Below are 25,560 nucleotides of genomic sequence, written 5' to 3'. Positions count from 1 at the left end.
CGTCAAGGGCGTGGGACCGGAGACCGCCGACGACATCGTGCTGTATGCCTTTGATCGCCCGGTATTCGTGGTGGACGCCTATACCCGGCGGCTGTTCGAGCGCCTGGATCTCGCGCACGCCCGGGCCTCGTACGATGCGCTGCGCCAGCACGTCGAGGCGGAGCTGGGGCCGGATGTGGCGGCCCTGAACGACCTCCACGCACTGATCGTGGAACATGGCAAGGAGCGCTGCCGCCCGCGGCCGCGTTGCGACACCTGCCCGGTGCGTGGGTACTGTACCCACCCCGATGCCTGAGGGGCGCTTTCTTCCCGGTTGACGCCGGTGACAGCGCGCCCGAACCTGATTGCCTGGCCCGACTGACCCGGAAGTTCGCATGCGCTACGTCTACACCCTCCTGATTATCGTGTTCGTCGCCGTGGTCGCGGTCTTTGCGGTGCAGAACCTGCGGCTCGTGACCCTGAACTTCCTGACGCTGCATGTAACGCTGCCACTGGCGATGCTGATTGTCGGAATCTACCTGCTGGGCCTGGTCTCCGGGGGTGCGTTGGTCGCCTTGCTGAAACGCTGGATTCGCGGCGCCAGCCGCTGACCGGCCAGGCAATGCTCTGCCGCGCCACCGATTGCGCACGCTGATGCTGTCACTACTTCGGCGCCACCCACTCCAGGTGATCGTGGTGGCGCAGCTGTTCGGGACGTCGCTCTGGTTCTCGGTCAACGGGGTCGGGCTGTCGCTGCAGCAGGCGCTGGGGTGGTCGCCGACCGAGATTGGCTGGCTGACGATGGCCACCCAGACGGGCTTTATCACCGGAACCTTGCTGGTGGCCGCGACCGGGCTGGCGGATCATTTTCGTGCGAGCCGGATGTTCGCGCTTTCCGCCCTGGCCGGCGCCGGGCTCAACGCGGTTTTCATCCTGCTGGCCGGTGTCTGGGAACTGGCCCTGCTTGCGCGGTTCCTGGTGGGGCTCGCACTGGCCGGGGTCTATCCCCTGGGCATGAAGCTCGTGATCGCCTGGACCCCGGAGTACAAGGGCTGGGCACTGTCCTGGCTGCTGGGGATGCTGACCCTGGGGACCGCGCTGCCGCATCTGCTGCGCGGGGCAACACTGGATTTCCCCTGGGCGGTTCCGCTGGTGCTGGCCTCGGGCCTGGCGGTGCTGGCGGCGGCGCTGATCCTGCGTCTCGGAGACGGTCCCCATTTGCCACCGGCCGGGCGTACACCGGGTCTGGGCAAGGGGTTTCGGGCCCTGAAGCGGCGTGACTTCCGGGCAGTGGCTGGGGGCTATTTCGGGCACTGCTGGGAGCTGTACGCCTTCTGGACGCTGGTGCCGCTGCTGGTGGCACGGGAACTGTCGCGGCTGGAGGCCGATGCGGCGCTGATTCCCTGGCTCGCCTTCGGCGTGATCGCGCTGGGCCTGGCGGGTTGTGTCTGGGGCGGGCGTCTGAGCCGACGGCTGGGCAGCCTGCGGGTGGCGCGGGTGGCCCTGGCGACGTCGGGCCTCGCCTGCCTGCTGTACCCGTTACTGTCCGGACAGTCGTCCTGGCTGCTGTTCGGCCTGCTGGCGCTCTGGGGGCTCACGGTCATCGCGGACTCGCCGCAGTTCTCCGCGCTGGCCGCGGACAGCGCGCCCGAGGATGCGGTGGGGTCGGCGTTGAGCGTGATGAACGCGATCGGGTTTGCACTGACCCTGCCCGGTATCTGGCTGACCGGCTGGTTATGGGCGGATGGCGGGGTGTGGGTGCTGTGGCTGTTGCTGCCCGGCCCGGTGCTGGGGCTCTGGGCACTGGCGCGCCTGTCGCCGCCGCGGGCCCCCGCGGCCTGATCGATGCCCGTGTCCGGACGGGCGCGGTGACGGGGTTCAGGCGCCGGGTTCCGTCGGCCCGGTGGTCGCGAGCCGGGCCTGTGCGCGTTGCAGAAGCTCGGCGGCTTCGTCCGGGCGTTCATTCAGGGCGCGGCTCCAGTGGGGGAACAGGTTCTGCTCCTCGCGGCCCTCGTGCTTGGCCAGCGCGCCGGAGATCAGCGCGAAGAACGGGGCCACCGCCCAGGCCTCGTCCACACCTTCGCTGAATTCGTGCTCCAGCATCGTGGTCTGTTCCAGGATCTCGTCGTGCTCGCGCAGCATGATCGAAGTGGGATCCTGGCCGTTCGCGCTGCGGGGCAGCTCCAGCAGGGGGACGATTAGGTCGTTTTCCACCTCCACATGGCGTCGCAGGCCGTCGACATAGGCGCGGAAATCCGGCGCCGCGCCTTCCAGGTCGCCGGCGTTGACCTTGTGCAGGGCGCTGGCGAACAGGCGGTCGATGCGCAGGTGGTCGCGCTCGAGCAGGTCGACCAGGTTCACCGGGGCGACGTCCTCGCGGCGTTGCACCGAGAGTCGCCACAGTGGCGGGCCATTCTCGTGGACCTGCCAATGGATGGCATGACGCAATTGCAGGCTGACCGCGTCCATCAGCAGTTTCGGTTCCTGGTCCAGCAAGACCTCGAAAACCTGTCCGGTGCGCAGTTCGCGAAGGGTGTAGTAGGCGCGGGTATGGGCATGCTCGGCGAGCCCGCGCAGGTCGAGCACAAAGTCAGCCATTCCCGGGGTTCCCGATACCACGTCGCGCGGCCATGGAGGCGCCGATCCTGCGGCGTTCATCCGGGCCGAGCAGGTGCTCGGCGAACGGCAGGACAGCGCGTTCTTCGAGATCGAGATGGATGCGGTACTGGTGAATCCAGGCCTCCGCCCCGTTCAGGTCCGTGGCCTTGCCGCGGGCAATACGTTCCAGGGCCGGTTCCAGCCGGTCCCAGCCGGCCTCGATCTCGTCGTGCTCGGCGGTCAGGTGGTCCAGCCACTCGCACAGCTGGGGGTGGCTGTCCGGGTGGCCACAGTGCCGGCGAAGCAGGGGGAACAGGTCCTCGTCTTCGTCGGCGTGGTGGTTGGGGGCGGCCTCGTGAAAGTAGTTCAGTACCCGTTGTGCCGCGGTGCGTGCCTCCTCGTCGGCGCCCTTTTCGGCGAGGTGGGCAGGCAGACGCTCGAGGATATCCAGGGAGTTGAGGATCCGGCGGTGACAGGCGCGCAGGAGCTCGATGGGTTGCTGGAATCCGGGGACGGTCTCGTGGAGTTGTAGATGCATCGCGGTTGCGGCCTTGTAAGGTTGCCCTGGCAGGTCACTGTTACCGAACTGGCGGGCGCGGGTCTTGATCTCGATCAATGCATATTGAATATAGCTTAAAGTATGATGCTGGAAACCTGCGCTGGAGCCTTGCATGCACCCTCGTAACCGGATGTTCATTCTCGCGGCCCTGACCTATGCCTTGCTGGGCGGGCTGCTCGGCATCCTGTGGCTGGTGCAGCCCGGCCTGATCCCCGGCAACGTGCCGCGCATCCATGGGCATCTGATGCTGCTGGGTTTCGTGACCATGATGATCTACGGCGTGGGTCTGCATGTGCTGCCGCGTTTTTCCGGGCGGTCGTTGTTTTCCGAGCGCCTGGGGCACGTGCAGTTCCTGCTGGCGAATGCCGGGCTATGGGTGATGGTCGCCGGCTGGCTGCTGTTCCACAACATGACGGTCGCGTTCGGCGGCGCGATGGCCTGGGGTGCGATGATCCTGTTTGCGCTGAATATTGCGCTGACCGTGCGCCACTATGGTCCGAAGGGGGCGTAACCATGGCACGCGAGGAATACAACGGCTGCGAGCTGCCCGACGACCTGTTCTACGACCTGGACTATGTCTGGGTGCGCCCGGAGGACGACGGGACCTTCACCCTCGGGATTACCGATCCCGCCCAGACCATGGCGGGGCGGGTGCAGTACTTCCGGTTTCGCAAGCCGGGTTCGCACCGCGCTGCGGGCAAGCCGGTCGCGCGGCTGGAATCCGGCAAGTGGGCCGGCGGTATCCCGACCCCGTTCGATGGCACGATCGAACGCATCAATCCGGCCGTGGAGGCGGATCCGGGGCTGGTCAACGTGGCGCCCTACACGGATGCCTGGGTGGTCGTGATGCGCCCCGACGACCCGGAGAAGGCCCTGGAACGGCTGCATACCGGATCCGAGGCGATCAAGGGGCTCAAGCAATGGATCGACCGTTACGACATCCACTGCATGCGTTGCGCGGACTGAGGGAATGATGAAGGTAGAGCTTCTGGTATCCGAATGGTGTGCCTCCTGCCACGATGCCGAGCGCATCTGGCGCGAGGTCGCGGAACACAAACAGATCGACTTCGCGGTGGTCGACATGGGCCAGCCCGAAGGGCGCGAGCTGGCGACCCGGTTGCGCATCCGGTCGATCCCCGCCGTGGTGGTGGATGGCGAGCTCAAGCACATCGGGTTGCTGGATCGCGCGGCGGCCACCGAACTGGTGGCGGAGGCCCCGGAGCGCATGCAGAAGGCGGTGCGTCATGTCGGTCTGGGCCTGTCGGCCTCCAGCCGCGCCTCGGTGCTGGGGGCGATGGCCTGGCTGCTGATCGCGGGGGCGGTACTGCCACTGGGCGGGTTCTTCCTCGAGGGCGCGGCGCGCCCGGCCGCGTTGCACGGCTTTACTCTCGGATTCCTCCTGCTGCTGATCATGGGGCTTGGCGAGCATATGCTGCCGCGCTTTACCGGTCATCCGATCGCCGGTGGCTGGCTGTGGGCCTGGGCGCCGCAGCTCCTGGTGCATCTGGCGGTTGTGGGCATGGGACTTGGCTGGATGATGGGGGCGGCCATGCTGACCGCAATCGGGGCGATAGCCGCCCTGATCGGACTCGCATTGTTCACCCTGCGGGTGGTTCCCCTGCTGGTGCGCCCCTCCCTCTGATCCTGCGCGATAGAATGGGGGCGCACCCACCAACGGAGTCCGTCCGTGAGTCTTTTCGAGAAGCGTATTGACGAGCTGGAGCAGAGCCTGCCGCATCTGGAGCCGGCCGAGGTGACGCGCTGGCGCGAGGCCGGGAAGCCGTTCCTGCTGGTGGACGTGCGCCAGCCGGAGGAGGCCGCCGCAGGCACCATCGAGGGCGCGGTCAACATCCCCCGGCCCAAGCTCGAGGCAACCATCGAGTCCAGCATGAGCAGTCCCGACCAGCCGGTGGTGGTGTTCTGCGGGGGGCGCGGGCGTTCGCAGCTGGTGGCGGACAGCCTGCGGGCGATGGGGGTCGAGGCGCATGTGCTGCGCGGTGGGTATGCTGCGTGGCGGGAGGCCGAATCGCGGTAGGCCCCGTCGCGGTGTGACCCCGGCCGGCGATCCGTTGGCCGTGAGCGGCTGGATCGCTTTTTTGCCGAGACCTGGCTAATCTCGAAGCTCGTTTCCCGGTCTCCGGAAAATCCCTGAATTATTCGTGTCTGGCGCGTCTCTCGGGGGACGCGTCCTGCATTGGAGTGTGAACGTGAACAAGCCGAAGATCATCGTCTCCACCACCGACATGGAGCGCCTGGACAAGTTGCTGGAATCGCTGCCGGATGACAGCTTTCCCGGCAAGGCCGATCTGGAGGCCGAGCTGGACCGGGCGGATGTCGTGGATCCGCACGATGTCCCGGGTTCGGTGGTGACAATGAATTCGAAGGTCCGGTTCCGGGTGACCGAGTCCGGCGACGAGTTCTCGATGACACTGGTGTACCCGCGCGACGTGGACGAGAGCGGTGGCACGCTGTCGATCCTGGCGCCGGTGGGCAGCGCGCTGCTGGGGCTGTCCGAGGGCGACGAGATCGAATGGCCGCGGCCGGGTGGCGGGCAGATGCATGTGTGCATCGTGGAGGTCGAGTACCAGCCGGAGCGTGCGGGCGAGTACCACCGCTGATGGACGGGGGTTTCGCGCGGCATCCGGTGCGGGTTCAGCCCCAGTAGCCCTGGCGATACCACTGGCCGCTGCGCAGGCAGCGGTACAGCCAGAGCCGGCGGCCCTGGCGGTCGCGGGCCCGGGCGTAGTCGCGGCGCGCATCCTGCCCATGGTCCCACCAGCCGTCTTCCAGTCGTCCCAGCCATTGGGGCTGGTCGGGCGGGGCGGCGGGTTCCGGGCCCTGCAGCCAGAGGGCGGCCCCGGTGGTCCGCTGGCCCGGGGACGGGGCGCCAGGACCCGGGATGACGGCGAGATCGTGTCGCGGTCTCTGGGCATCCTCGGGCCTCGGGGTGTGGCGGTTGACCAGCCGGGAGACCGCCGGCTCGCCCAGACGGGCGCGCAGCCGGGCCAGTACCGCGGGCAGCTGGTCCGCCGGGGGCGTGCTCGCCGGGTCCCCGGCCAGCAGGCCGTCGCTCCGGTCTGCTGGATCCAGCAGGCGCGGTGCCTGCAGGCGCAGGCCGATCACGGCCTCCGGCAGGGTCTCGCGCTCCAGCCGGGTCTGCCACAGGGACAGCCACTCGCTGGCGCGAATGCCGGGTTGCCCGCGTTCCAGCGTCAGCCGGGTGCGCGTCTCGCGGTGGACCAGCTCCAGCGTCATCCCCTGCAGGCTGCGGTTCAGGCCGCGCAACTGCGCCTCGACCTGACGCAGCAGGCGCTTGAGCGGGAAGGCCAGGGCCGTCGTGGCGTGGATCTCGTACTCCAGGCGCAGGGACAGATCCAGCACCGGTGGCGGTACAAAGCGGGGCAGGGCCTCCGCGCGCCGCGCCAGCAGGCGGTCGAGCAGATCCAGCAACTCCGGTCCGTGGCGCCGGGCCAGTTCGGGGCGTGACAGCCACAGCAGGTCGCCCAGCTGACGCAGGCCCACGGCGCGCAGGCCCTCGCGGGTGGCACCGGCCAGCGACAGGGCCTCCAGCGGGACCGGCGACAGGAGACGGCGCAGGGTCTCGGGGTCTTCCGCGATCGCGGGGTTGCGCAGACGGGCCAGCAGGCGCGCGGCGGCGGGACTTCGGGCCAGCCCGATACGGGGATGGAAGCCCAGTTCGGTCAGGGTGTCCCGTACCTGTGCGCGCAACGCCTCCAGGCCGCCGAACAGGCGGCGGCTGCGCCCGACCTCCACCAGGATGCGCTGTGCCTCCGGTTCCGGATGCACGTGATCGGAGAACCGCAGCAGTACGCTGGCCAGCATCTCCAGTGGGGTCCGCAGGGCGTCGGGGTCGTGCTCGACCAGTTCCGGGGTGTCGAGCACCGCCAGTGCATCCCCCAGTGCCATGCCGGGCCGTGCGCCCGCGCGGCGTGCCGCGCGGTTGGCGGCATGCACCCGGGGGCTGGCGCCGGATGCCACCACCAGCAGGGGGCGCTGCAATCGCTCCGGGTCCGGCTCTGCCCGGGCCAGGGCGTCCAGCGCGAGATGCGGCAGGTCGATCGCCATCCAGTGTTCCTGCCGCGCCCGGGTGGTGCCGGAGCTGGCGGGGCGCGTCTCTGGTGGCTGTGGTGCCGGTACAGGCACGGGTGTGGCGGCGGCCGGGAGCAGGCTCGGTTGCCGTCGCGCCGGTTCCGGGGGCGAGGCCGCATGCGGGGGATGGGCAGGCTGGCCCATCTCAGGCCTCCGGCGGTTCGGGAACCCGCAGGGGGTGACCGGAGCGGGCCCAGTGGCCGTCCCCCTTCAGGCAGTGCAGTTCCAGCCCGGAGACCGCGGACTGCCAGCGCAGTCGCTGGTGGGCCGGCGAGGGTTGTGTCGCGGCGTCCGGTGGCCGGTACAGGATGGCGCAGGCCCGGCTCTCGCTCGCGGCCAGGCGCAGTCGGCGCAGCAGGGCCGTCTCCACGGGGCGGCGCAGCCAGGCGAGCAGCACGCCAAAGGCCGGGTCGCGCAGGCATTGCTCCCCGGCCCACAGGGTGTCGCGATCGTGTTCGGTGCGGATCAGCAGCACCCGCTCTGGCGGGACGCCGAGGGTCTGCCAGCCCGGCAGCCAGGGTGTGGCCGGGGGCGCGATCACCGCGATCCAGTAGTCATCGCGGCCGCAGGCGGCCAGCATGGGGACGAGCAGCCGGGTCTCGCCGCAGCCGAACGGGGCCCCCAGCAGTTCGATCAGCTGGCCGCGCGGCCAGCCGCCGCCCAGGGCCCGGTCCAGTTCCGCATGGCCGCTGGGCCAGACCGGGGCATCCGTGGCCGGGGCAGCACTGCGCCCGCGCCAGAGCGCCGGGTGCTCGAGCAGGGTGTCCAGCGCGTCCATGGCTTAGGGAAACACTGATTCATGTACACGCTCGCGCTCGAATCGCTTTTGCGTTCGAACAAGGCGCGGTGACTGCCGTGCAGTCATTCTGCACAAGGGAGCCGCAACGCCGTGCGCGCGCCCGTTTTCGTCAACAACGGGCGGCCGAGCTCCTGCATTCAATGGCTTGTGGGGTTGGCACCCCGGGTTCCCCGGTCCTGCGTTGCACCCCGAATCCATCAAAAACGGGCGGGTCGAACCACGACCCACCGCACGATGCGCCTGGTCTCGGAAAACCTGGGGTGCCAACGCGAGTGTATACATGAGTCAGTGTTTCCCTAGGCCTGGGGTTCGAGATCGCGCAGCACGCCCACGCCGATCCCCTCGATGGCCAGGTCCTGGCGCTCGAGGTCGATCTCGATGGGGCGGAAGTCGGGGTTCTCCGGGAGCAGGCGGACCTTCGGGCCGTCCTGCGCGAAGCGCTTGACGGTGACCTCGTCCTCGATGCGGGCGACCACGATCTGGCCGGAGCGGGCCTCCGGAGTCTGGCGCACGGCCAGCAGGTCGCCGTCGAGGATGCCGGCATCGCGCATGCTCTCGCCGTGCACGCGCAGGAGGTAGTCCGGTCGGGCACGGAACAGGGCCTTGTCGACCCGGTAGTGGTGCTCGATGTGCTCGGTGGCGAGGATCGGCGAGCCGGCGGCGACGCGTCCGATCAGGGGCAGCTCGGCTGGTGCGCCACGGGCGGTGCCCGGCAGGCGGATGCCGCGGGAGGTGCCGCCCAGCAGCTCGATCGCGCCCTTCTTCTCCAGGGCCTTCAGGTGGCACTCGGCCGCATAGGGCGAGCGAAAGCCGAAGGCCCGGGCGATCTCGCTGCGGGTCGGCGCCGTGCCCTGGGTGGCGACGGTCTCGGCGATGTAGTCGAGGATGGCCTGCTGGCGTTCAGTGAGCGACACGAGGCGCCCTCCGGTAACTGTCTATATATACAGTACAAGGGGGCTCGCCGGAGAGCAAGGGCGATTTACAGGAAGGCTGGAAGATCGGAAGGGTTTCAGGGGAAAGACGATACCGGACAGGTACTCACATTTGCCTCTGACCTTCGTACCCGAAAATGCCCAGCATTACGATAATCCGTCTTCCAGCCTTCTTTTCTTCCTGTAGACCCTGTAGACCGTTTTTGATCTGGATCTGGGTCTTTCTGGTGCCTTCGTGGGCTTGGTGGTGAATCCGCGCCGGGTTTTCAGGCGCTTCAGGTGGGGGTGTAGTCCAGTGGCAGGGCGGTGCGGTCGACGACGCGGCGCAGCACGAAGCTGGAGTGCACGCTGTCCACACCCTCCAGGCGGGTGATGCGGCGCAGCAGGAAGTCCTGGTAGGCATCCATGTCGGGGACCACCACCTGCAGCATGTAGTCGGCGGACTGGCCGGTGATCAGGTAACAGTGCTGGACCTCGGGGTAGCCGGCCACGGTCTCCTCGAAATGCGCGAAGCGCTCCGGGGTATGGCGGTCCATGCCGATGTGGATCAGGGCCGTCAGCTCCAGGCCCAGGCTGCGCCGGTCCAGCAGCGCCACGCGGCGCAGCAGGATGCCGGCCTGCTCCAGTGCGCGTACCCGGCGCAGGCAGGGCGAGGGACTGAGCCCCACACGGTCCGCCAGGGCCTGGTTGGACAGGCTCGCATCCTCCTGCAGGATCTCGAGGATGCGGCGGTCATAGCGGTCCAGCGAATGCGGTTGTGGTTTCATGGGGTGAATTATTGCGCATATTGCCCTTGAATGCGCAACAATAGATCCCAATTAAGGCTTCTATAGGGAAAAACGCAAGGTTATGCCCGGATAAATACGTTAGGATGATGCACAGATAGAAATCCGGAGCTCGGCGCCCGACCACAGGCGAGGCCGCGCCCCTTACAGGAGACGAACACGATGGCCTTCGATCACGCCAAGTACGCCCCGTTCCCGCCGATCGACAAGTCCGATCGCCGCTGGCCGGCCCAGCGCACGACGGTTGCCCCCCGTTTCTGCGCGGTGGACCTGCGCGACGGCAACCAGGCGCTGGTGCATCCGATGAGCGTGGAGCAGAAGATGCGCTTCTTCGAGGTGCTGGCGGGTATCGGCCTGACCGAGATCGAGATCGGCTTCCCGTCCGCCTCGCAGATCGACTACGACTTTACCCGCCGCCTGATCGAGGAGGACCGCATCCCCGAGGGCGTGTACATCCAGGTGCTGACCCAGGCGCGCGAGGACCTGATCCAGAAGACCTTCGCGGCGCTGGAGGGCGCCCCGCGCGCGGTGGTGCACGTGTACAACTCCACCAACCCGGCGCAGCGCGAGCAAGTCTTCCGCATGGACCGCGACGGCGTGCGCGGCATTGCCGAGAACGGGGCGCGCTGGGTGCGGGATTACGCGGCGAAGTACCCGCAGACCGACTGGATCTTCCAGTACTCGCCGGAGAGCTTCTCCACCACCGAGCTGGACTTCGCGGTCGAGGTGGTCGATGCGGTGAACGCGATCTGGCGCCCGGACCAGGGCCAGAAGGTCGTGATCAACCTGCCGGCCACGGTCGAGTCCGCCACGCCCAATGTGTTCGCCGACCAGGTCGAGTGGTTCTGCGACCACGTGCAGTACCGCGAGCATTTCTGCGTGTCGCTGCATACGCACAACGACCGGGGCACCGGCGTGGCCGCGGCCGAGCTGGGACTGCTGGCCGGGGCCGATCGCCTGGAGGGCACGCTGTTTGGTAACGGCGAGCGCACCGGCAACATGGACCTGGTCACCGTCGGCATGAACCTGTACTCGCAGGGCATCGACCCGACCATCGACCTGTCCGACATGGAACGGTTGATGGACGTGTACAAGGAGTGCACCGACATGCCCATCCATCCGCGTCACCCGTGGGCGGGCGAGCTGGTCTACACCGCATTTTCCGGCAGCCACCAGGATGCGATCCGCAAGGGGCTGGCGCACTACAAGGAGAGGGGCGGCCACTGGAACGTGCCCTACTTGCCGATCGACCCGGGCGATCTGGGCCGGCGTTACGAGGAGGTCGTGCGCATCAACAGCCAGTCCGGCAAGGGCGGCGTGGCGCATGTGCTGGAGCGGGATTATGGTATCGAGGTGCCGCGCTGGCTGGCGATCGAGTTCGCCCGCATCGTGCAGCAGGATGCCGAGGCCTCGCAGATCGAGGTGTCCTCCAGGCGCATCCACGAGCTGTTCGAGCAGCACTACCTGACCCCGGTCGCCGGCTGGGATCTGGTGCGCTACGAGATCGAGAAGGAAGGCCCGGTGGTGCGGCTGGACGCGACCATGGGCCCGCCCGGGCGCGAATCGCGCCTGCAGGGCGAGGGCCACGGTGCGGTCGAGGCCCTGACCGCCGCGATGCAGGCTGGGCGCGGGGTGCAGGTGAAGGTGACCCATTTCGACGAGCACGCGATGGAGTCCGGTACCGAGGCGCGCGCGATGGCCGCGGTGGATGTGCAGGTGGATGGCGAACGCTCCGTGGGTGTCGCCCTGGGCGAGGACACCACCGCCGCCACCCTGCAGGCCGTGCTGAACGCCACCGGCCGCCGCCTGGGCGAACGCGCCGTGGAGCCGGTCGCCGTCAACGCCTGATCCAGCGCCCTCCTGTGCGTCCAAGGGCGCGCAGGGGGCGTTGAGGGCCACGCAAGCACCGTTCGTTGAGGCGAGGCTGGCTTTGGCAGGGGCTTCGCCTGCAAGCAGGCTCCCACCGAGGGTGGGATGCGGCTTTGTAGGAGCCGCCTTGGCGGCGAAGCCCCCCGCGTCGGAGAGCCACAGCCTGGCCTCCGTCCCCGGGCCCGTTACTTCACCCGCTTCTCCAGCATGTTCTGCATGCGGGTGAGGCGTTCCTGCAGCTTGACGGTTTCCTGCTGGATTTCGTGGATCTCGGCGTGCAGCGCCTGGTTCTCCTCGTGCACGCTGTCGTGGATCATCTGCTGCTCGATCTCGATCGCGCGGTCGTGCATGCGCTGCATGGCATCCACGATGATCGCGATGAACAGGTTCAGCACGGTGAAGGTGGCGATCAGGATGAACGGTATGAAGAACGCCCAGGCCCAGGGGTAGACCTCCATCACCGGGCGCGCGATCTCCTCGGACCAGCTCTCCAGCGTCATCACCTGGAACAGGCTGTACATGGTGGCGCCGAGGGTGCCGAAGTTCTGCGGGAAGGATTCGCTGAACAGCCCGGTGGCAATGATCGCGAACACGTAGAAGATCAGCAGCAGCAATCCAACGATGGAGATGATGCCGGGGATGGCCCGCAGGAGCGCCTCCACGATGAAGCGCAGCTTGGGCACCATCGAAACCAGGCGCAGCAGACGCAGCACGCGCAGCACCGAGAACGGTCCGGAGGCCGGGATCAGGGCGATTCCGACAACGAGGAAGTCGAACACGTTCCACGGGTTGCGCCAGAAACTCAGTCGGTAGACGAACAGCTTGGCCAGCACCTCGGCGGTGAAGAGCGACAGGATCAGGGCATCAGCGGTCAGGATGACCGGACCCATCCAGCCCATCACGGTGTCGGAGGTCTCGAGCCCCAGGGTCAGGGCATTGAGCAGGATCAGGCCGATGATGAAGCGCTGGGTCAGGCGGGCCTCGATGAAGCCTTCCAGGCGCGTGCGTAACGTGGGGGTCTCGCTCATGGTCTTGGGGGTCGTCGCAGTACTCGGGGACGCGCAAGAGTAGGGTAAACCCCGGATTCCGGCAATGGCGCCGGCTGCGGTCCGTGCCACGCCCGGTGCGGGGCTGGGGCAGGGGATGCACGGGCGAACGAAGGAGACAAAAACTTGTGGGATGAACGCTACACCTCGGACGAATACGTCTATGGCACCGAACCGAACGAGTTCCTGCGCGCCGCGGTGGCCAACGTGCGGCGCGGCCGTGCCCTGTGCCTCGGCGAAGGCGAGGGGCGCAATGCCGTGTTCCTCGCACAGCAGGGGTTCGAGGTGCTGGCGGTGGACAGTTCCGCTGTTGGGCTGCAAAAGGCCGGGCGCCTGGCCACCGACCGGGGCGTCCACATCGAGACCCTGGTGGCGGATCTCGCGGATTACACAATCGAACCGGATGCCTGGGACCTGATCGTGTCGATTTTCTGCCATGTACCACCGGCGATCCGGCGCCGCCTGCATGCCGAGGTCGTGACGGGCTTGCGTCCCGGTGGGGTGTTCATTCTCGAGGCCTATACTCCGGCGCAGCTGGAATGGGGGACGGGCGGGCCGCCCACGGCCGAACTGATGATGACGCGGGATGCGCTGGTCGAAGAGCTGGACGGGCTGGAATTCGAGGAGGCCGTGGAGCGCGAGCGCGACGTGATCGAGGGGCAGTTTCACACCGGGCGCGGCGCCGTCGTGCAGATCCTGGCCCACAAGCCGCGGCAGGACGGTGGCTGAGGCGGTACACCCGGGCGATGGCCGGGGCTCGCGGTCGGTTCAGTTCGGTGCGGGCGGGACGGCGATACCCGTCTCGCGAAGCCAGCTGCCCAGAGTGATCAGCGGCAGGCCGACCAGCGCGGTCGGATCGTCGCCGCTCATGCGCGCGAACAGGCTGATGCCCAGTCCCTCCGACTTGAAGCTCCCGGCGCAGTCCAGCGGCTGGTCCAGGGCCACATAACGCCGGATCTCCTCCGGGGTCAGCTCGCGAAAGGTCACGGTAAACGGCACCTCCCCGGTGCGCGCCTGACCGGTGGCGGTGTCCAGCAGGCACAGGCCGGTGTGGAAGGTGACGGTCCCGCCGGAAAGCGCGGCGAGCTGCGCCTCCGCGCGTTCGGCGTTTCCGGGCTTGCCGAGGATGTGCCCGGCGTGGCTGGCGTTCTGGTCGGAGCCGATCACCAGGTGGTCGGGACAGGCATCGGCGACGGCGCGGGCCTTGGCTGCGGCGAGGCGTTCGACCATGGCCTCGGGCCGCTCGTGGGGCCGCGGGGTCTCGTCGATCTCGGGCCGTGCGGCCTCGAACGGCAGATGCAGGCGCCCCAGCAGTTCGGCGCGATAGGGCGAGGTGGAGGCCAGGACCAGTCTTCGCGGGGGCTCAGCCATCGTCGCCCTCGATCTCGATCAGGGCGTCGTCCGGGTTGGCGGCCGCCCCCTTGGCGACGTTCACCGCCGTGACCGTTCCGGACACGGGCGCGGCGATCTCGGATTCCATCTTCATCGCCTCCAGCACCAGCACCGGCTGGCCCGCCTCGACCCGGTCGCCTTCGGCCACCAGCACGTCGATGATGGTGCCGGGCATGGAGGTGGTGACATCGCCGGGGCGCGTCGCACGGCGTGATTTCTTGCCACTGCCACCGCCCCCGCTTCCACCGTGCGTTGCGCCGCCCGCGGTCTCGATGGTGTCCAGGGTCTCGATCTGCACTTCTTCCGGCATCCCGTCGACCGTCACGTACATCGGGCGCGTGTCTTCCCGGTGATGGCCGGAGCCGTTGACCTGGATATGGTAGGTCTCGCCGTGGAAGGTCACGTTGAACTCCACCGGCGCGGGGCAGCCGGCCTGGGTGTTCTCCGGCAGGTTGAGCGGTTCCGGGTCGAGGGTGCCGTCGCGGCGCTGCTCCAGGTACTGGCGTCCGACTTCGGGAAACAGGGCGAAGGTCAGCACGTCCTCCGGACTGCGGGCGAGATCGCCGATCTCGCGGGTCAGGCTGTCCATCTCGGGCTGCCGCAGGTCGGCCGGGCGACAGTCGATCACGTCGGCATTGCCGATGGCCTGTTGCCGCACGACGCTGTTGATCGGGCCGGGCGCCCGTCCGTAGTGTCCGGTCAGATATTGCTTCACCTCGTTGGTGATGGTCTTGTAGCGCTCGCCGGCCAGGACGTTCATCACCGCCTGGGTGCCGACGATCTGCGAGGTGGGAGTCACCAGCGGCGGGTAGCCCAGGTCCTCGCGTACCCGGGGGATCTCCTCCAGCACGGCATCGAAGCGATCCAGCGCGTTCTGGTCACGCAGCTGGTTGGCCAGGTTGGAGATCATCCCGCCGGGCACCTGGTTGATCTGCACGCGGGTATCGACGCCGGTGTATTCGCTCTCGAAGCGCCGGTACTTCTTGCGCACCTCGTGGAAATACAGCCCGATTTTCTGCAGCGCGACCAGGTCCAGCCCGGTGTCATGCCCGGTACCCGCCAGCGCGGCGACCAGGCTTTCGGTCGGCGGGTGGCTGGTACCGCCGGCAAAGGCGGAGATCGCGGTCTCGACATGCCGGCAGCCGGCCTCGATGGCCTGCCAGTGGCACAGCTCGGAGAGCCCGGAGGTCGCGTGGGCATGCAGGTGGATCGGCACGTCCAGCGCATCCACCAGCTCGGTGACCAGTTCGCGGGTGGCGGACGGGGTCAGCAGCCCGGCCATGTCCTTGATCGCGATGCTCTGTGCGCCCATGTCCACCAGTTCGCGGCCCAGGGCCACGAACTCGGCGGCCGAGTGCACCGGTCCGGTGGTGTAGCACAGCGTGCCCTGCGCGTGGCCGCCGGCCTTGCGTGTGGCCTCGATCGCGGTGCGCAGGTTCCGCGCATCGTTCATCGCGTCGAAGATGCGGATGATGTCGATGCCACCCGCGATCGAGCGGTCGACAAAGGCGCGCACCACGTCGTCGGCGTAGTGACGGTAACCCAGCAGGTTCTGCCCGCGCAGCAGCATTTGCAGCGGGGTGTTCGGCAGCGCGGCCTTCAGCTGGTGCAGACGCTCCCAGGGGTCTTCCTTCAGGAAGCGCACGCACGCATCGAAGGTGGCGCCGCCCCAGACCTCGAGCGAGTGGAATCCAATGCCATCCATCTGCTCGCAGATCGGCAGCATGTCCTCGGTGCGCATGCGCGTCGCGATCAGGCTCTGGTGGCCGTCGCGCAGGGTGACATCGGTGATGTGAACTCGATCCATGGTCATTCCGGTGTCGGGGGCGGGGTGTTTCCTTAGAGCCCGTGGTGAGCGGCGAGGGCGGCGGCGACGGCGACCGCGAGCTGGCGATCCGAGCGCTTGCCGGGGAACTGCGTCAGTTCCGGGTGGGCCGCCACGAATCCGGTGTCGAAGTGGCCGCTGCGGAACACCGGATGGTCGACGATCGCCAGGTGGAACGGAATGGTCGTCTTGACGCCGAACACGCCAATGTCGCGCAGCGCGCGGTTCGCACGCGCGAGGAGATCGTCCCATTCGAGCGCCCAGCAGATCAGCTTGGCGCACATCGAGTCGTAATGTGGCGGTATGGTGTAGCCGGTGTAGATGGCGCCGTCGGTGCGCACCCCGGGGCCGCCCGGGGCGAAGTAGCGGGTGATGCGGCCGAAACTCGGCAGGAAGTCGTTCTTCGGGTCCTCCGCATTGATGCGGAACTCGATGGCGTAGCCGCGGCGAGTGATATCGGACTGGGTGTAGCGCAGCGGCTCGCCGGCCGCGATGCGCAACTGCTCCTGCACGATATCGACCCCGGTGATCATCTCGGATACCGGATGCTCTACCTGAAGACGTGTGTTCATCTCCATGAAATAAAACGAGTCGTCGGAGTCCATCAGGAACTCGACGGTCCCCGCGTTCTGGTAGCCGACTGCCTTGGCCGCGCGCACGGCCAGTTCGCCCAGATGCTGTCGCTGCGCTTCGGTCAGCTGCGGCGAGGGGGCGATCTCCACCAGCTTCTGGTGCCGCCGCTGCACGGAGCAGTCGCGCTCGAACAGGTGGATCGCGTGGCCGTGGGCATCGCCGAGGACCTGCACCTCGATGTGCCGCGGGTTGACCACGGCCTTCTCCAGAAAGATCTCGGTGCTGCCGAAGGCGCGGGTTGCCTCGGAACGCACGCGCTCGAAGTTATACTCCAGGGTGCTGGCATCCTCGCACAGGCGGATGCCGCGGCCGCCACCGCCGTTGGTGGCCTTGAGCATCACCGGGTAGCCGATGTGTTCGGCCACCTCCAGCGCGGCCCCGGCATTCTCGAGGTTGCCCTCGGAGCCGGGCGTGACCGGGACGCCGGCCTCGATCATCGCCCGGCGCGCCGCGACCTTGTCGCCCATGCGGCGGATCACCGCGGCATCCGGACCCACCCAGGTCAGGTTGCGCGCGGCACAGGCGGCAGCGAAATCGGGGTTCTCCGAGAGGAAGCCGTAGCCCGGATGGATCGCGTCACAGTCGGCGGCGCGCGCGACGCTGATCAGCCGGTGGATGCTGAGATAGCCACCCATGGAATCCGGGCCGACGGCATAGGCTTCGTCCGCCTTCTTCACGTGCAGGGCGTGGCGGTCGGCGTCCGTATACACGGCGACCGAGATAATCCCCATTTCGCTGCACGCCCGGATCAGGCGCACGGCGATCTCGCCCCGGTTGGCAATGAGCAGCTTGCGGATCAAACGGAGAGCCCCGGACAGGTCGATGACAACCCGAGTATCGACGTCGTTTGCGGACGCTGCAAGTTTCTGTTTCGCTTTGACAGATCGCCCGCGCGCGCGTATATTCCGCGCCCTCGCAACCGAGCCCGATATGAGTCGTATCCCCGTCTCTCTAGACCCGTGGCAACCGCGGGCCCGGCACCTCGAATTCGAGGGTGATCTGGGGCCGGACGATCTGCCGCGATTGCGCGCCGATGCCTTGCCGGGGCACCCGCTGCGCGTGCGCGCGAAGTTCCTGCTGGAACGCGGATCGCTGGACGAGATGCGCCTGAGCGGAGTGATCAGCGGCGAGCTGTGGCAGACCTGCCAGCGCTGCCTGCAGCCGATGGCCTGGGAATTCCGGCTGGAGCCGGATGCCGTGCTGCTGCCGCCGGAAGGCACGCGCGCGGGCCTGAGCGAGGGTGATGATTTCGTCGAACTCGAGGCCGATGGCCTGCTGCGCCCCGCGGCCTGGATCGAGGAGGAGATCCTGCTGGCCTGGCCGCTGGTGCCGCGCCACGCGGATTGCGAACCGGCGGCCCGGCCCGAGTTCACCGAAGGCGAGCGGGGTGACAATCCGTTCGCCGTGCTGGAACAACTGAAGAAGGGAGGCGGCCCGGATCGGGACGACCCTTGAGGAGAGGTGGCCGGCGCATTGTCCGGTCCGAACCGTTATACTTGCGCCCGTTTGATACCGGGCTCACTCCCGTCGCCACGGGATTTTGATCAATCTGGAGATGCATCATGGCTGTTCAGCAACGCCGCAAGACCCGTTCCAAGCGCGATATGCGCCGTTCCCATGACGGGTTGACGGGCGCTACCCTGTCCACGGATCCGACGACCGGCGAGATCCATCGTCGTCACCATGTGACCCCGGACGGGTTCTACCGCGGTCGTCAGGTGATCCAGCAGGACGTCGAAGTCGACGAAGACGAAGATTAAGGTCCAGGACGTGACCGCTCCCGGGCCACGGCTGCGCTCGCACCGTGGCCTTTCCGCGTTTGAATACGGCCACACCGAGGCCGACCGTCGGACCCGAACATGACTGCCAGTTTTACCATCGCACTGGACGTGATGGGCGGTGATCACGGAACGCCCGTCATCCTGCCGGCGGCACGCCGCGCCCTCGGGGGGGCGGATGACTTTCGTCTGCTGCTGGTTGGCGACCAGGACACCATCGAGTCCGGCCTGTCCGGCTGGACGGCTGCCGAGCGCGGACGGATCGAAATCGTTCATGCCAGCCAGGTGGTGGGCATGGACGAGCTGCCGGCCGTGGCCCTGCGCACCAAGCGCGATTCCTCGATGCGCGTGGCCATCGATCAGGTGAAGAACGGGGCCGCCCAGGCCTGCGTTTCGGCCGGCAACACGGGTGGCCTGATGGCCACGGCCCGCTACGTCCTGAAGACCCTCCCCGGCATCGACCGCCCGGCCATCGCGACGGCCCTGCCGTCCATGAGCGGGCATACCCACATGCTGGACCTGGGTGCCAACGTCGATGTCGAGGCCGCGCATCTGTACCAGTTCGCGGTGATGGGCTCGGTCCTGGCGAATGCCGTGGACGGTCTCGAGGCGCCCCGGGTCGGGCTGCTCAACATCGGTTCCGAGGCGATCAAGGGCAACGACCGGGTGCGCGAGGCCGGACGCATGCTGGAAGAATCCAGCCTGAATTACATCGGCTTTGTCGAGGGCAACGACGTCTACTGCGGCGAGGTGGACGTGGTGGTCTGCGATGGCTTCGTCGGCAACGTGGCGCTGAAGGTCAGCGAAGGCGTGGCCAAGATGATCTCCAGCAATATCAAGGGCGAGTTCCGCGCCTCGGTGTACTCGCGCCTGGCTGGCCTTTTCGCGCTGCCGGTGCTGCGCCGCATCCGCCATCGGTTCGACCACCGCCGCTACAACGGTGCCTCGCTCCTGGGCCTGCAGGGCGTGGTCATCAAGAGCCACGGCAGCGCCGACGAACTGGCCTTCGAACACGCGATCCGCATCGCGCGCATCGAGGCCGAGGCGAACATCTCGCGGCGGATCGACAAGCAGCTGGGCCAGCTCCTGGGGCAGGAGACAAGCGAGTGAAGCACGCACGCATCAGTGGGACCGGCAGCTACCTGCCCGAACGCATCCTGACCAACGCGGAACTGGAGGCGATGGTGGATACCACGGACGCCTGGATCCGCGAACGCACCGGCATCCGCGAGCGCCATATCGTTGCCGAGAACGAGGTCACCTCGGATCTCGCCCTGAAGGCGGCGGAACGCGCCCTGGATGCCGCCGGCATCCGCGCCGCCGATCTGGACATGATCCTGGTCGCGACCACCACGCCGGACCAGATCTTCCCCAGCACCGCCTGCATCCTGCAAGCCAAGCTGGGCGTGGGGGGCTGCCCGGCGTTCGACATCCAGGCCGTCTGCAGCGGTTTCGTGTATGCCCTGGCGACCGCCGATCGCTTCATGCAGAGCGACGAGATTCGCCACGTGCTGGTGGTGGGGGCGGAGACGCTCTCGCGTATCACCGACTACACCGATCGCGGCAATTGCATCCTCTGGGGCGATGGCGCGGGGGCCGTGGTCCTTTCGCGTTCGCCGGACCCCGGCATTATCTCCACCCACCTGCACGCCGACGGCCACCACAAGGGCCTGCTGGAGGTGCCGGGCGGCGTCTCCCAGCCAACCGATAACCCGGACCTGGAGTTCATCCGCATGGAGGGCCGCGCGGTCTTCCGTGTCGCGGTGAATACGCTGGACCAGATTGTCGACGAGACCCTGGAATACAACGGGATCGACAAGTCCGAACTGGACTGGCTGGTGCCGCACCAGGCGAACATCCGGATCATCCAGGCGACCGCGAAGAAGCTGAACATGTCCATGGACAACGTGGTGGTCACCGTGGATCGCCACGGCAACACGTCGGCCGCCTCCATCCCGCTGGCACTGGATACCGCCGTGCGCGATGGCCGAATCAAGAGGGGCGACCTCATCCTGACCGAGGCCTTCGGCGGCGGGTTTACCTGGGGTTCCGCGCTCATCCGGATGTAACACATGGAGCGCCCCGCTGTCCGGTGCGAGCGGGCATCGGGGTGCTTCCGGACGATTGCCAGGGCCCCTGCGGGGCTCGCAATGGCCGGGCGGGGTAACGTCATCGAAAGGCGGGCAGCGCCTTGGCGATCGGCCGAAGGAACCCGTGAGTGGAGGAAGGCATGCATCGGTGCTTGCCGGCGACGCTCTTGATTCCCCTCGGCGCCGTGCAGCAAGGCGCGCCGGGACGCACCGGGATCAACCAATTCGAGGAGAACGTATCCGCATGGGTCGCGAAATCGAACGCAAGTTCCTGTTGGCCAGTGACGCCTGGCGAGCCCGGGTGGTGCGCTCGCAGTACATGCGCCAGGGCTACCTGTGCGGCAACGACCGCGCCTCCATCCGGGTACGGGTGGACGAGGAGGGGGCCAGCCTCAACATCAAGAGCGCGACCCTTGGCGTGGAACGCGACGAGTACCAGTACGACATCCCGCTGGACGAGGCCCACCGCCTGCTGGACACCCTGGCGGGGCCACAGGTGGAAAAGACCCGCCACTGGGTGGACGTGGACGGCTGGGAGTACGAGATCGACGTATTCGAGGGCGCCAACGCCGGCCTGATCGTCGCCGAGCTGGAGCTGCCGCGCAGCGACGCCAAATTCCCGCGCCCCGACTGGCTGGGCGAGGAGGTCTCGCACGATCCGCGCTACTACAACACCGAACTCGCCCGGAATCCCTACCGCGAGTGGCCGGATGCCTCCTGAGCCACACGAGATCTTCGCGGCCGACTGCCGCGCCTGCCCGCGCCTGGCGGCCTTCCTGGAGGACGTGCGGGCGAAACATCCCGAGTATCACGCCGCGCCCGTGCCGTCCTTCGGCCCGCTGGATGCGCGGCTGCTGATCGTCGGCCTGGCACCCGGCATGCACGGGGCCAATGCCACCGGGCGCCCGTTCACCGGCGACTATGCCGGCGTGCTGTTGTACCAGACCCTGCACGAACATGGCTTCGCCAGCGCACCGGAGAGCGTGGGGGCGGATGACGGACTGGAACTGCTCGACTGTCGCATCACCAATGCGGTGAAGTGCCTGCCGCCGCAGAACAAGCCGATCACCGAGGAGATCCGCACCTGCAACGGCTTCCTTGCGGCCGAGATCACGGCGATGCAGCCGCGGGTGATCCTGGCGCTGGGCAAGATCGCCCATGACGCCATCCTGCGCGCGAAGGGCCTGCCGCTATCCAGCCTGCGCTTTGCCCACGGTGCCGGGCACGCGCTGGATGCGCACACCCGCCTGATCGACTCCTACCACTGCTCGCGCTACAACACCCAGACCCGTCGCCTGACCCCTGCGATGTTCAACGAGCTCTTCGCCCGGATCCGAAGCGACCTCGGCTAGCCGGTTCCATCCGGCTCCGATGGACCCGGAATCGCGAGGCGCCGCTTCCGCAGTGTCGAAGGCGATCGCCACGCGCCTGCGGCGCTCGGGATGGCGGCCTTCGTTCCCGCGTCAGTGCCAGGCGCCGCGGCAATCGTCGGTTTATCGGCGGGCTCGAGGCCCCCTGTGTCGGGGATGCGCGGATGATGCCCGTCGGGAACTGGAAGCTTCGGCATTTGTTCGAGGGCGTAGCGCCTGCGGGGGCTATGCCGGGTGGCCGGACAGTTCCGGTATCCTGATGCGGTCATGAGTGCCCCCGCGACCGGATTCGATCACAAGACCTTCCTGCAGACACTGACGCAGTCGCCCGGCGTGTACCAGATGCTGGATGCGTCCGGGTCCGTGCTGTATGTGGGCAAGGCGCGCAACCTGAAGAGCCGGGTGACCAGCTACTTCCGCGGCAGCGACGACCGCGGGCCACGGATCCGCTCGATGGTCCGCCAGATCGCGGATATCCGGGTGGCCGTGACGCACACCGAGGCCGAGGCGCTGTTGCTGGAGGCCAACCTGATCAAGCGTCACCGGCCGCGCTACAACGTGCTGCTGCGCGACGACAAGAGCTACCCCTACATCTACGTCTCGAACCAGGACTACCCGCGCCTCGGGTTTCACCGCGGCGCGCGCAAGAAGGGCATGCGCTACTTCGGGCCGTACCCCTCGGCGGGCGCGGTGCGCGAAAGCCTGGCGCTGCTGCAAAAGCTCTTTCAGGTGCGCCAGTGCGAGGACAGCGTATTCGCGCATCGATCCCGCCCCTGCCTGCAGTACCAGATCGGGCGTTGCACCGCGCCCTGTGTCGGGTACATCGCGCCGGAGGATTACGCCCGCGACGTCGAGGCCTCGGTCAAGTTCCTGGAAGGCAAGAGCGACGCGGTGATCGAGGAACTGATGGAACGCATGGAGGCGGCCTCCGCCCGGCTGGACTTCGAGCACGCCGCGCGCCTGCGCGACCAGATCGCGCGCCTGCGCCAGATCTCCGAACAGCAGTTCGTCTCCGGCGGCGAGGGGGATGCCGACGTGTTTGCCCTGGCCCAGGAGGCGGGGACCTGTGCGGTGGAGATCTTCTTTGTGCGCAATGGCCAGAACCTGGGCAACAGCGAGCTGTTCCCGAACGTGCCGGAGGCCACCGAGACCGACGAGATCATGGCCGCGGTGCTGGCGCAGTACTACGCGGAACGCGAACCGCCGGCGCGCATCCTGCTGTCACACGCGCCACAAGGCGCGGAGGCGCTGGAGGCCTTCCTGGCGGAACGTCGCGGCGGCAAGGTCGCGCTGGCCTGGTCGCTGCGCGGCGACCGCGCACGCTGGCTGGACATGGCGCGGCGCAACGCCGAGCTGGCCCTGAAGACCCGGATTGCCAGCCAGGCGGGCCAGACGGCGCGCCTGGATGCGCTGACCGCGGAGCTGGGCCTGGAGGAGCCGCCGAAGCGCATGGAGTGCTTCGACATCTCGCACACGGGCGGCGAGGGCACGGTGGCCTCCTGCGTCGTGTTCGGACCGGAGGGTCCGATCAAGTCGGATTACCGGCGGTTCAACATCGAGGGCATCGAGCCGGGCGACGATTACGCGGCCATGCACCAGGCGCTCAGCCGGCGGTTCGCACGGCTGCAGAAGGGCGAGGGGCAGGAACCGGATATCCTGTTCATTGATGGCGGCAAGGGCCAGGTGACGCAGGCGCTGAATGTACTGGCGGATCTCGGGATGGACCATATCAAGGTGGTGGGTGTGGCCAAGGGCGAGGCGCGCAAACCGGGCATGGAATCCCTGATATTGAGCGGGGTAGAGGCGCCCTCTATACTCCCCGCGCATTCCGGTGCGCTGCATCTGATCCAGCAGATCCGTGACGAGGCGCATCGGTTCGCGATCACCGGGCACCGCGCCCGACGTGCGAAGGCACGCAAGGAATCGACCCTGGAGGCAATTCCGGGGCTGGGGCCGAAGCGGCGCAGCGCGCTGTTGAAGCACTTCGGTGGCCTGCGCGGGGTCAGCCGGGCCGGGGTCGAGGAACTGACCAAGGTGCCGGGGATCCACCGCCGGCTCGCGCAGTCGATCTACGACCAGTTTCACGAGAGCTAGGGAAACACTGATTAATGTACACACTCGCGTTGGTATCCCAGGTTGTCCGAGACAAGGCGCGTCGCGCAGCGGGTAGTGGTTCTACCCGCCCGTTTTTGATGACTTCGGGGCGCAACGCAGGATCGGGGAACCTGGGGTACCAACCCCACAAACCTTTGAAAGCAAGGGCACGGCCGCCAGTTGTTGTCGAAAACGGGCGTGCGCCCGGCGTTGCGGCTCGCTTATGTAGCTCGGCTACACTTCACTCACCGCGCCTTGTTCGCACGCAAAAGCGACTCGAGCGCGAGCGTGTACATTAATCAGTGTTTCCCTAGAACATGCTGCCCAAACTTCCCACCTGGCTGACCTGGTCGCGGATCGTGATGATCCCGTTGCTGGTGGCCGCGTTCTACGGCCTGGTGATGCCGCTGGCCGGCATCGTGGCCGCCATGTTCTTCGCGCTGGCCGGCGTGACCGACTGGCTGGATGGCTACCTCGCGCGTCGCTGGGAGGTGACCAGCCGGTTCGGGGCTTTCCTCGACCCGGTGGCGGACAAGCTGATCGTGGCCGCGGCACTGGTGCTGGTGGTGGACCACAACCCGGGACTGGGCCTGGCGCTGGCGGCGATCGTGATCATCGGGCGCGAAATCGCGATCTCCGCCCTGCGCGAATGGATGGCCGAGATCGGCGGCAGCGCGAAGGTCGCGGTTTCCTGGGTGGGCAAGGTGAAGACCACTGCGCAGATGGTCGCGATCTTCCTGCTTCTGTGGGCCGAGCCGATCGTCGGGCTGCCCACCTTTGTGATCGGCGAGTGGCTGCTGTATCTCGCCGCGGCGCTCACGCTGGTCTCGATGATCCAGTACATGCTCGCCGCCGCGCGCAATCGCTGACGCGAATCCGGCTCCCGGCGCCGGAGAGTGCCGACGCGAGGCGCTCCGGGCGGGGCATCGCGCGTTCCGCCGTACCGGGGTTGCGATACACTGCGAAGGTTGACCACGTGTCGCCAGCGGGATCGCCCATGCTCGGCCCCCAGCTTGATCTTGACAATACCCAGACCCTGGAGGCGCTCCAGGGTCTGCTGCCCGGGTTCGTGTACCAGCTGCGCATGCGTCCCGACGGGCAATTCGACTATCCCTACGTGGGCGAGGTGGTCGAGCGCTGGTTCGGCGTGGACCGCGAGGCACTGAAGACCGACGGGGCGGCGCTGCTGGGCTGCATCCACCCCGACGATCGCGACTGGGTCATGCTTTCCACCATGGAATCGGCCGAACAGTCCGAGCCATGGAGCATGGAGTTCCGCATGCAGTGCCCCGGGGGCCAGGTGATGTGGCTCTCGGCGTACGACACCGCGCGCCGCTTCGAGGACGGGACCGTCGTCTGGACCGGTTTTGCCACCGACGTGACCGGCCGCAAGGAACTGGAGGCCTCGCTGCGCCAGAGCGAGGCCAAATTCCGCGCCTTCGTCGAGACGGCCAGCGACGTGATCTACTCCCTCCGCCCGGACGGTGTGCTGACCTATGTCTCGCCCAACTGGACCGAGAATCTTGGCTACCCGATCAGCGCCGCGATCGATCATGCGATCGACGAGTACGTGGCGCCAGAGGATCTGCCGGACTGCTACGCCTTCCTCGACTGGATTGCGCGCACGGGCCAGAAGGCAGGCGGCATCGAATACCGTATTCGCCATCAGGATGGCCACTACCGCTGGCACACCAGCAACGT

General features: G+C 67.6%; 28 protein-coding genes and 1 pseudogene. 19 read left to right on the top strand and 10 right to left on the bottom strand.

The annotated features are described in order from the left end of the window. From ACESLR_RS04605 to ACESLR_RS04595, 3 genes and pseudogenes are all read left to right on the top strand, one after another. Positions 1-295, top strand: a pseudogene (locus tag ACESLR_RS04605) (endonuclease); the annotation flags it as partial. Between the two features lie 79 nt (positions 296-374). After that, positions 375-590: a DUF1049 domain-containing protein gene (locus tag ACESLR_RS04600; RefSeq protein WP_373024611.1), complete on the top strand. Its 216-nt coding sequence runs from the start codon at positions 375-377 to the stop codon at positions 588-590. 43 nt (positions 591-633) lie between these two features. Then, positions 634-1,821, top strand: coding sequence for an MFS transporter (locus ACESLR_RS04595; protein WP_373024610.1), 1,188 nt, complete (start codon positions 634-636; stop codon positions 1,819-1,821). Between the two features lie 36 nt (positions 1,822-1,857). On the opposite strand, the gene ACESLR_RS04590 is transcribed toward ACESLR_RS04595, so the two are convergent. Next, positions 1,858-2,577, bottom strand: coding sequence for a hemerythrin domain-containing protein (locus ACESLR_RS04590; protein ID WP_373024609.1), 720 nt, complete (start codon positions 2,575-2,577; stop codon positions 1,858-1,860). Then, complete coding sequence (locus ACESLR_RS04585; protein ID WP_373024637.1) at positions 2,570-3,115, bottom strand: hemerythrin domain-containing protein; 546 nt, start codon at positions 3,113-3,115, stop codon at positions 2,570-2,572. The genes ACESLR_RS04590 and ACESLR_RS04585 overlap by 8 nt, the downstream gene beginning before the upstream one ends. 133 nt (positions 3,116-3,248) lie before the next feature. On the opposite strand from ACESLR_RS04585, the gene ACESLR_RS04580 reads away from it, so the two are divergent. The 5 genes from ACESLR_RS04580 to rnk all read left to right on the top strand — a co-directional run bounded on the left by ACESLR_RS04580 (position 3,249) and on the right by rnk (position 5,754). Further along, positions 3,249-3,647 carry a hypothetical protein gene (locus ACESLR_RS04580; protein WP_373024608.1) on the top strand — a complete coding sequence of 133 codons (399 nt, stop codon included), beginning with the start codon at positions 3,249-3,251 and terminating at the stop codon, positions 3,645-3,647. Between the two features lie 2 nt (positions 3,648-3,649). Continuing rightward, positions 3,650-4,102, top strand: a complete 453-nt coding sequence (locus ACESLR_RS04575) for a glycine cleavage system protein H (protein ID WP_373024607.1) — start codon at positions 3,650-3,652, stop codon at positions 4,100-4,102. A gap of 7 nt (positions 4,103-4,109) precedes the next feature. Further along, complete coding sequence (locus tag ACESLR_RS04570) at positions 4,110-4,778, top strand: glutaredoxin family protein (RefSeq protein ID WP_373024636.1); 669 nt, start codon at positions 4,110-4,112, stop codon at positions 4,776-4,778. Positions 4,779-4,823: 45 nt separating this feature from the next. Beyond that, complete coding sequence (locus ACESLR_RS04565; protein ID WP_373024606.1) at positions 4,824-5,171, top strand: rhodanese-like domain-containing protein; 348 nt, start codon at positions 4,824-4,826, stop codon at positions 5,169-5,171. A 172-nt stretch (positions 5,172-5,343) separates the two neighbouring features. Further along, a complete protein-coding gene (rnk, locus tag ACESLR_RS04560) occupies positions 5,344-5,754 on the top strand; it encodes a nucleoside diphosphate kinase regulator (protein WP_373024605.1) in 411 nt (136 codons plus the stop codon). Positions 5,755-5,788: 34 nt separating this feature from the next. On the opposite strand, the gene ACESLR_RS04555 is transcribed toward rnk, so the two are convergent. The 4 genes from ACESLR_RS04555 to ACESLR_RS04540 all read right to left on the bottom strand — a co-directional run bounded on the left by ACESLR_RS04555 (position 5,789) and on the right by ACESLR_RS04540 (position 9,744). Further along, a complete protein-coding gene (locus ACESLR_RS04555) occupies positions 5,789-7,222 on the bottom strand; it encodes a Y-family DNA polymerase (RefSeq protein WP_373054428.1) in 1,434 nt (477 codons plus the stop codon). Between the two features lie 169 nt (positions 7,223-7,391). Continuing rightward, positions 7,392-8,024, bottom strand: coding sequence for a translesion DNA synthesis-associated protein ImuA (gene imuA / locus ACESLR_RS04550; protein ID WP_373024603.1), 633 nt, complete (start codon positions 8,022-8,024; stop codon positions 7,392-7,394). 317 nt (positions 8,025-8,341) lie between these two features. Then, a complete protein-coding gene (gene lexA, locus ACESLR_RS04545; RefSeq protein WP_373024602.1) occupies positions 8,342-8,959 on the bottom strand; it encodes a transcriptional repressor LexA in 618 nt (205 codons plus the stop codon). Between the two features lie 293 nt (positions 8,960-9,252). Continuing rightward, the gene (locus ACESLR_RS04540; RefSeq protein WP_024326114.1) at positions 9,253-9,744 is read right to left on the bottom strand and encodes an Lrp/AsnC family transcriptional regulator; all 492 of its coding nucleotides are present in this window, start codon (positions 9,742-9,744) and stop codon (positions 9,253-9,255) included. A gap of 180 nt (positions 9,745-9,924) precedes the next feature. Here ACESLR_RS04540 and ACESLR_RS04535 point away from each other — a divergent pair, with 180 nt between their 5' ends. After that, complete coding sequence (locus tag ACESLR_RS04535) at positions 9,925-11,610, top strand: 2-isopropylmalate synthase (protein WP_373024601.1); 1,686 nt, start codon at positions 9,925-9,927, stop codon at positions 11,608-11,610. Positions 11,611-11,816: 206 nt separating this feature from the next. On the opposite strand, the gene ACESLR_RS04530 is transcribed toward ACESLR_RS04535, so the two are convergent. Then, positions 11,817-12,659: an ion transporter gene (locus ACESLR_RS04530; RefSeq protein WP_373024600.1), complete on the bottom strand. Its 843-nt coding sequence runs from the start codon at positions 12,657-12,659 to the stop codon at positions 11,817-11,819. A gap of 144 nt (positions 12,660-12,803) precedes the next feature. On the opposite strand from ACESLR_RS04530, the gene ACESLR_RS04525 reads away from it, so the two are divergent. Continuing rightward, the gene (locus tag ACESLR_RS04525) at positions 12,804-13,406 is read left to right on the top strand and encodes an SAM-dependent methyltransferase (RefSeq protein ID WP_373024599.1); all 603 of its coding nucleotides are present in this window, start codon (positions 12,804-12,806) and stop codon (positions 13,404-13,406) included. 39 nt (positions 13,407-13,445) lie between these two features. Here ACESLR_RS04525 and ACESLR_RS04520 read toward each other — a convergent pair whose 3' ends face one another. Genes ACESLR_RS04520 through ACESLR_RS04510 form a run of 3 tightly spaced genes read right to left on the bottom strand, consistent with a single transcriptional unit; the run spans position 13,446 to position 17,327 of the window. Then, complete coding sequence (locus ACESLR_RS04520; RefSeq protein ID WP_373024598.1) at positions 13,446-14,048, bottom strand: Maf family protein; 603 nt, start codon at positions 14,046-14,048, stop codon at positions 13,446-13,448. Then, on the bottom strand, positions 14,041-15,876 hold the full coding sequence (gene oadA, locus ACESLR_RS04515) for a sodium-extruding oxaloacetate decarboxylase subunit alpha (RefSeq protein WP_373024597.1): 1,836 nt from the start codon (positions 15,874-15,876) through the stop codon (positions 14,041-14,043). Before oadA ends, ACESLR_RS04520 begins: the two co-directional genes overlap by 8 nt. Positions 15,877-15,908: 32 nt before the next feature. Further along, the gene (locus ACESLR_RS04510; RefSeq protein WP_373024596.1) at positions 15,909-17,327 is read right to left on the bottom strand and encodes an acetyl-CoA carboxylase biotin carboxylase subunit; all 1,419 of its coding nucleotides are present in this window, start codon (positions 17,325-17,327) and stop codon (positions 15,909-15,911) included. Positions 17,328-17,457: 130 nt separating this feature from the next. Between ACESLR_RS04510 and ACESLR_RS04505 the strand changes: the two genes are divergently transcribed. From ACESLR_RS04505 to ACESLR_RS04465, 9 genes are all read left to right on the top strand, one after another. After that, positions 17,458-17,982 (top strand): YceD family protein, encoded by a 525-nt coding sequence (locus ACESLR_RS04505; protein WP_373024595.1) that lies wholly within the window; start codon positions 17,458-17,460, stop codon positions 17,980-17,982. Positions 17,983-18,089: 107 nt separating this feature from the next. Next, on the top strand, positions 18,090-18,287 hold the full coding sequence (rpmF, locus tag ACESLR_RS04500; protein WP_017942094.1) for a 50S ribosomal protein L32: 198 nt from the start codon (positions 18,090-18,092) through the stop codon (positions 18,285-18,287). Positions 18,288-18,386: 99 nt separating this feature from the next. Then, the gene (gene plsX, locus ACESLR_RS04495) at positions 18,387-19,415 is read left to right on the top strand and encodes a phosphate acyltransferase PlsX (RefSeq protein ID WP_373024594.1); all 1,029 of its coding nucleotides are present in this window, start codon (positions 18,387-18,389) and stop codon (positions 19,413-19,415) included. After that, entirely contained in the window at positions 19,412-20,374 is a 963-nt protein-coding gene (locus ACESLR_RS04490; RefSeq protein ID WP_373024593.1) for a beta-ketoacyl-ACP synthase III, read from the top strand. The genes plsX and ACESLR_RS04490 overlap by 4 nt, the downstream gene beginning before the upstream one ends. 265 nt (positions 20,375-20,639) lie before the next feature. Further along, a complete protein-coding gene (locus ACESLR_RS04485; RefSeq protein WP_373024592.1) occupies positions 20,640-21,116 on the top strand; it encodes a CYTH domain-containing protein in 477 nt (158 codons plus the stop codon). Next, positions 21,106-21,747, top strand: coding sequence for a uracil-DNA glycosylase (locus ACESLR_RS04480; protein ID WP_373024591.1), 642 nt, complete (start codon positions 21,106-21,108; stop codon positions 21,745-21,747). Before ACESLR_RS04485 ends, ACESLR_RS04480 begins: the two co-directional genes overlap by 11 nt. A 285-nt stretch (positions 21,748-22,032) precedes the next feature. Then, on the top strand, positions 22,033-23,859 hold the full coding sequence (uvrC, locus tag ACESLR_RS04475) for an excinuclease ABC subunit UvrC (protein WP_373024590.1): 1,827 nt from the start codon (positions 22,033-22,035) through the stop codon (positions 23,857-23,859). Positions 23,860-24,176: 317 nt separating this feature from the next. Further along, on the top strand, positions 24,177-24,728 hold the full coding sequence (gene pgsA, locus ACESLR_RS04470; protein WP_373054493.1) for a CDP-diacylglycerol--glycerol-3-phosphate 3-phosphatidyltransferase: 552 nt from the start codon (positions 24,177-24,179) through the stop codon (positions 24,726-24,728). Positions 24,729-24,856: 128 nt separating this feature from the next. Next, on the top strand, positions 24,857-25,560 hold a 704-nt coding region (locus tag ACESLR_RS04465), incomplete at its 3' end, for a PAS domain-containing protein (protein WP_373066724.1).

This window comes from Thioalkalivibrio sp. (assembly GCF_041685615.1).
In the GTDB taxonomy this organism is placed as follows: Bacteria; Pseudomonadota; Gammaproteobacteria; order Ectothiorhodospirales; family Ectothiorhodospiraceae; genus Thioalkalivibrio.
The sequence above is the reverse complement of the archived record's forward strand: the minus strand, read 5'-3'. Positions and strand labels throughout refer to the sequence as shown.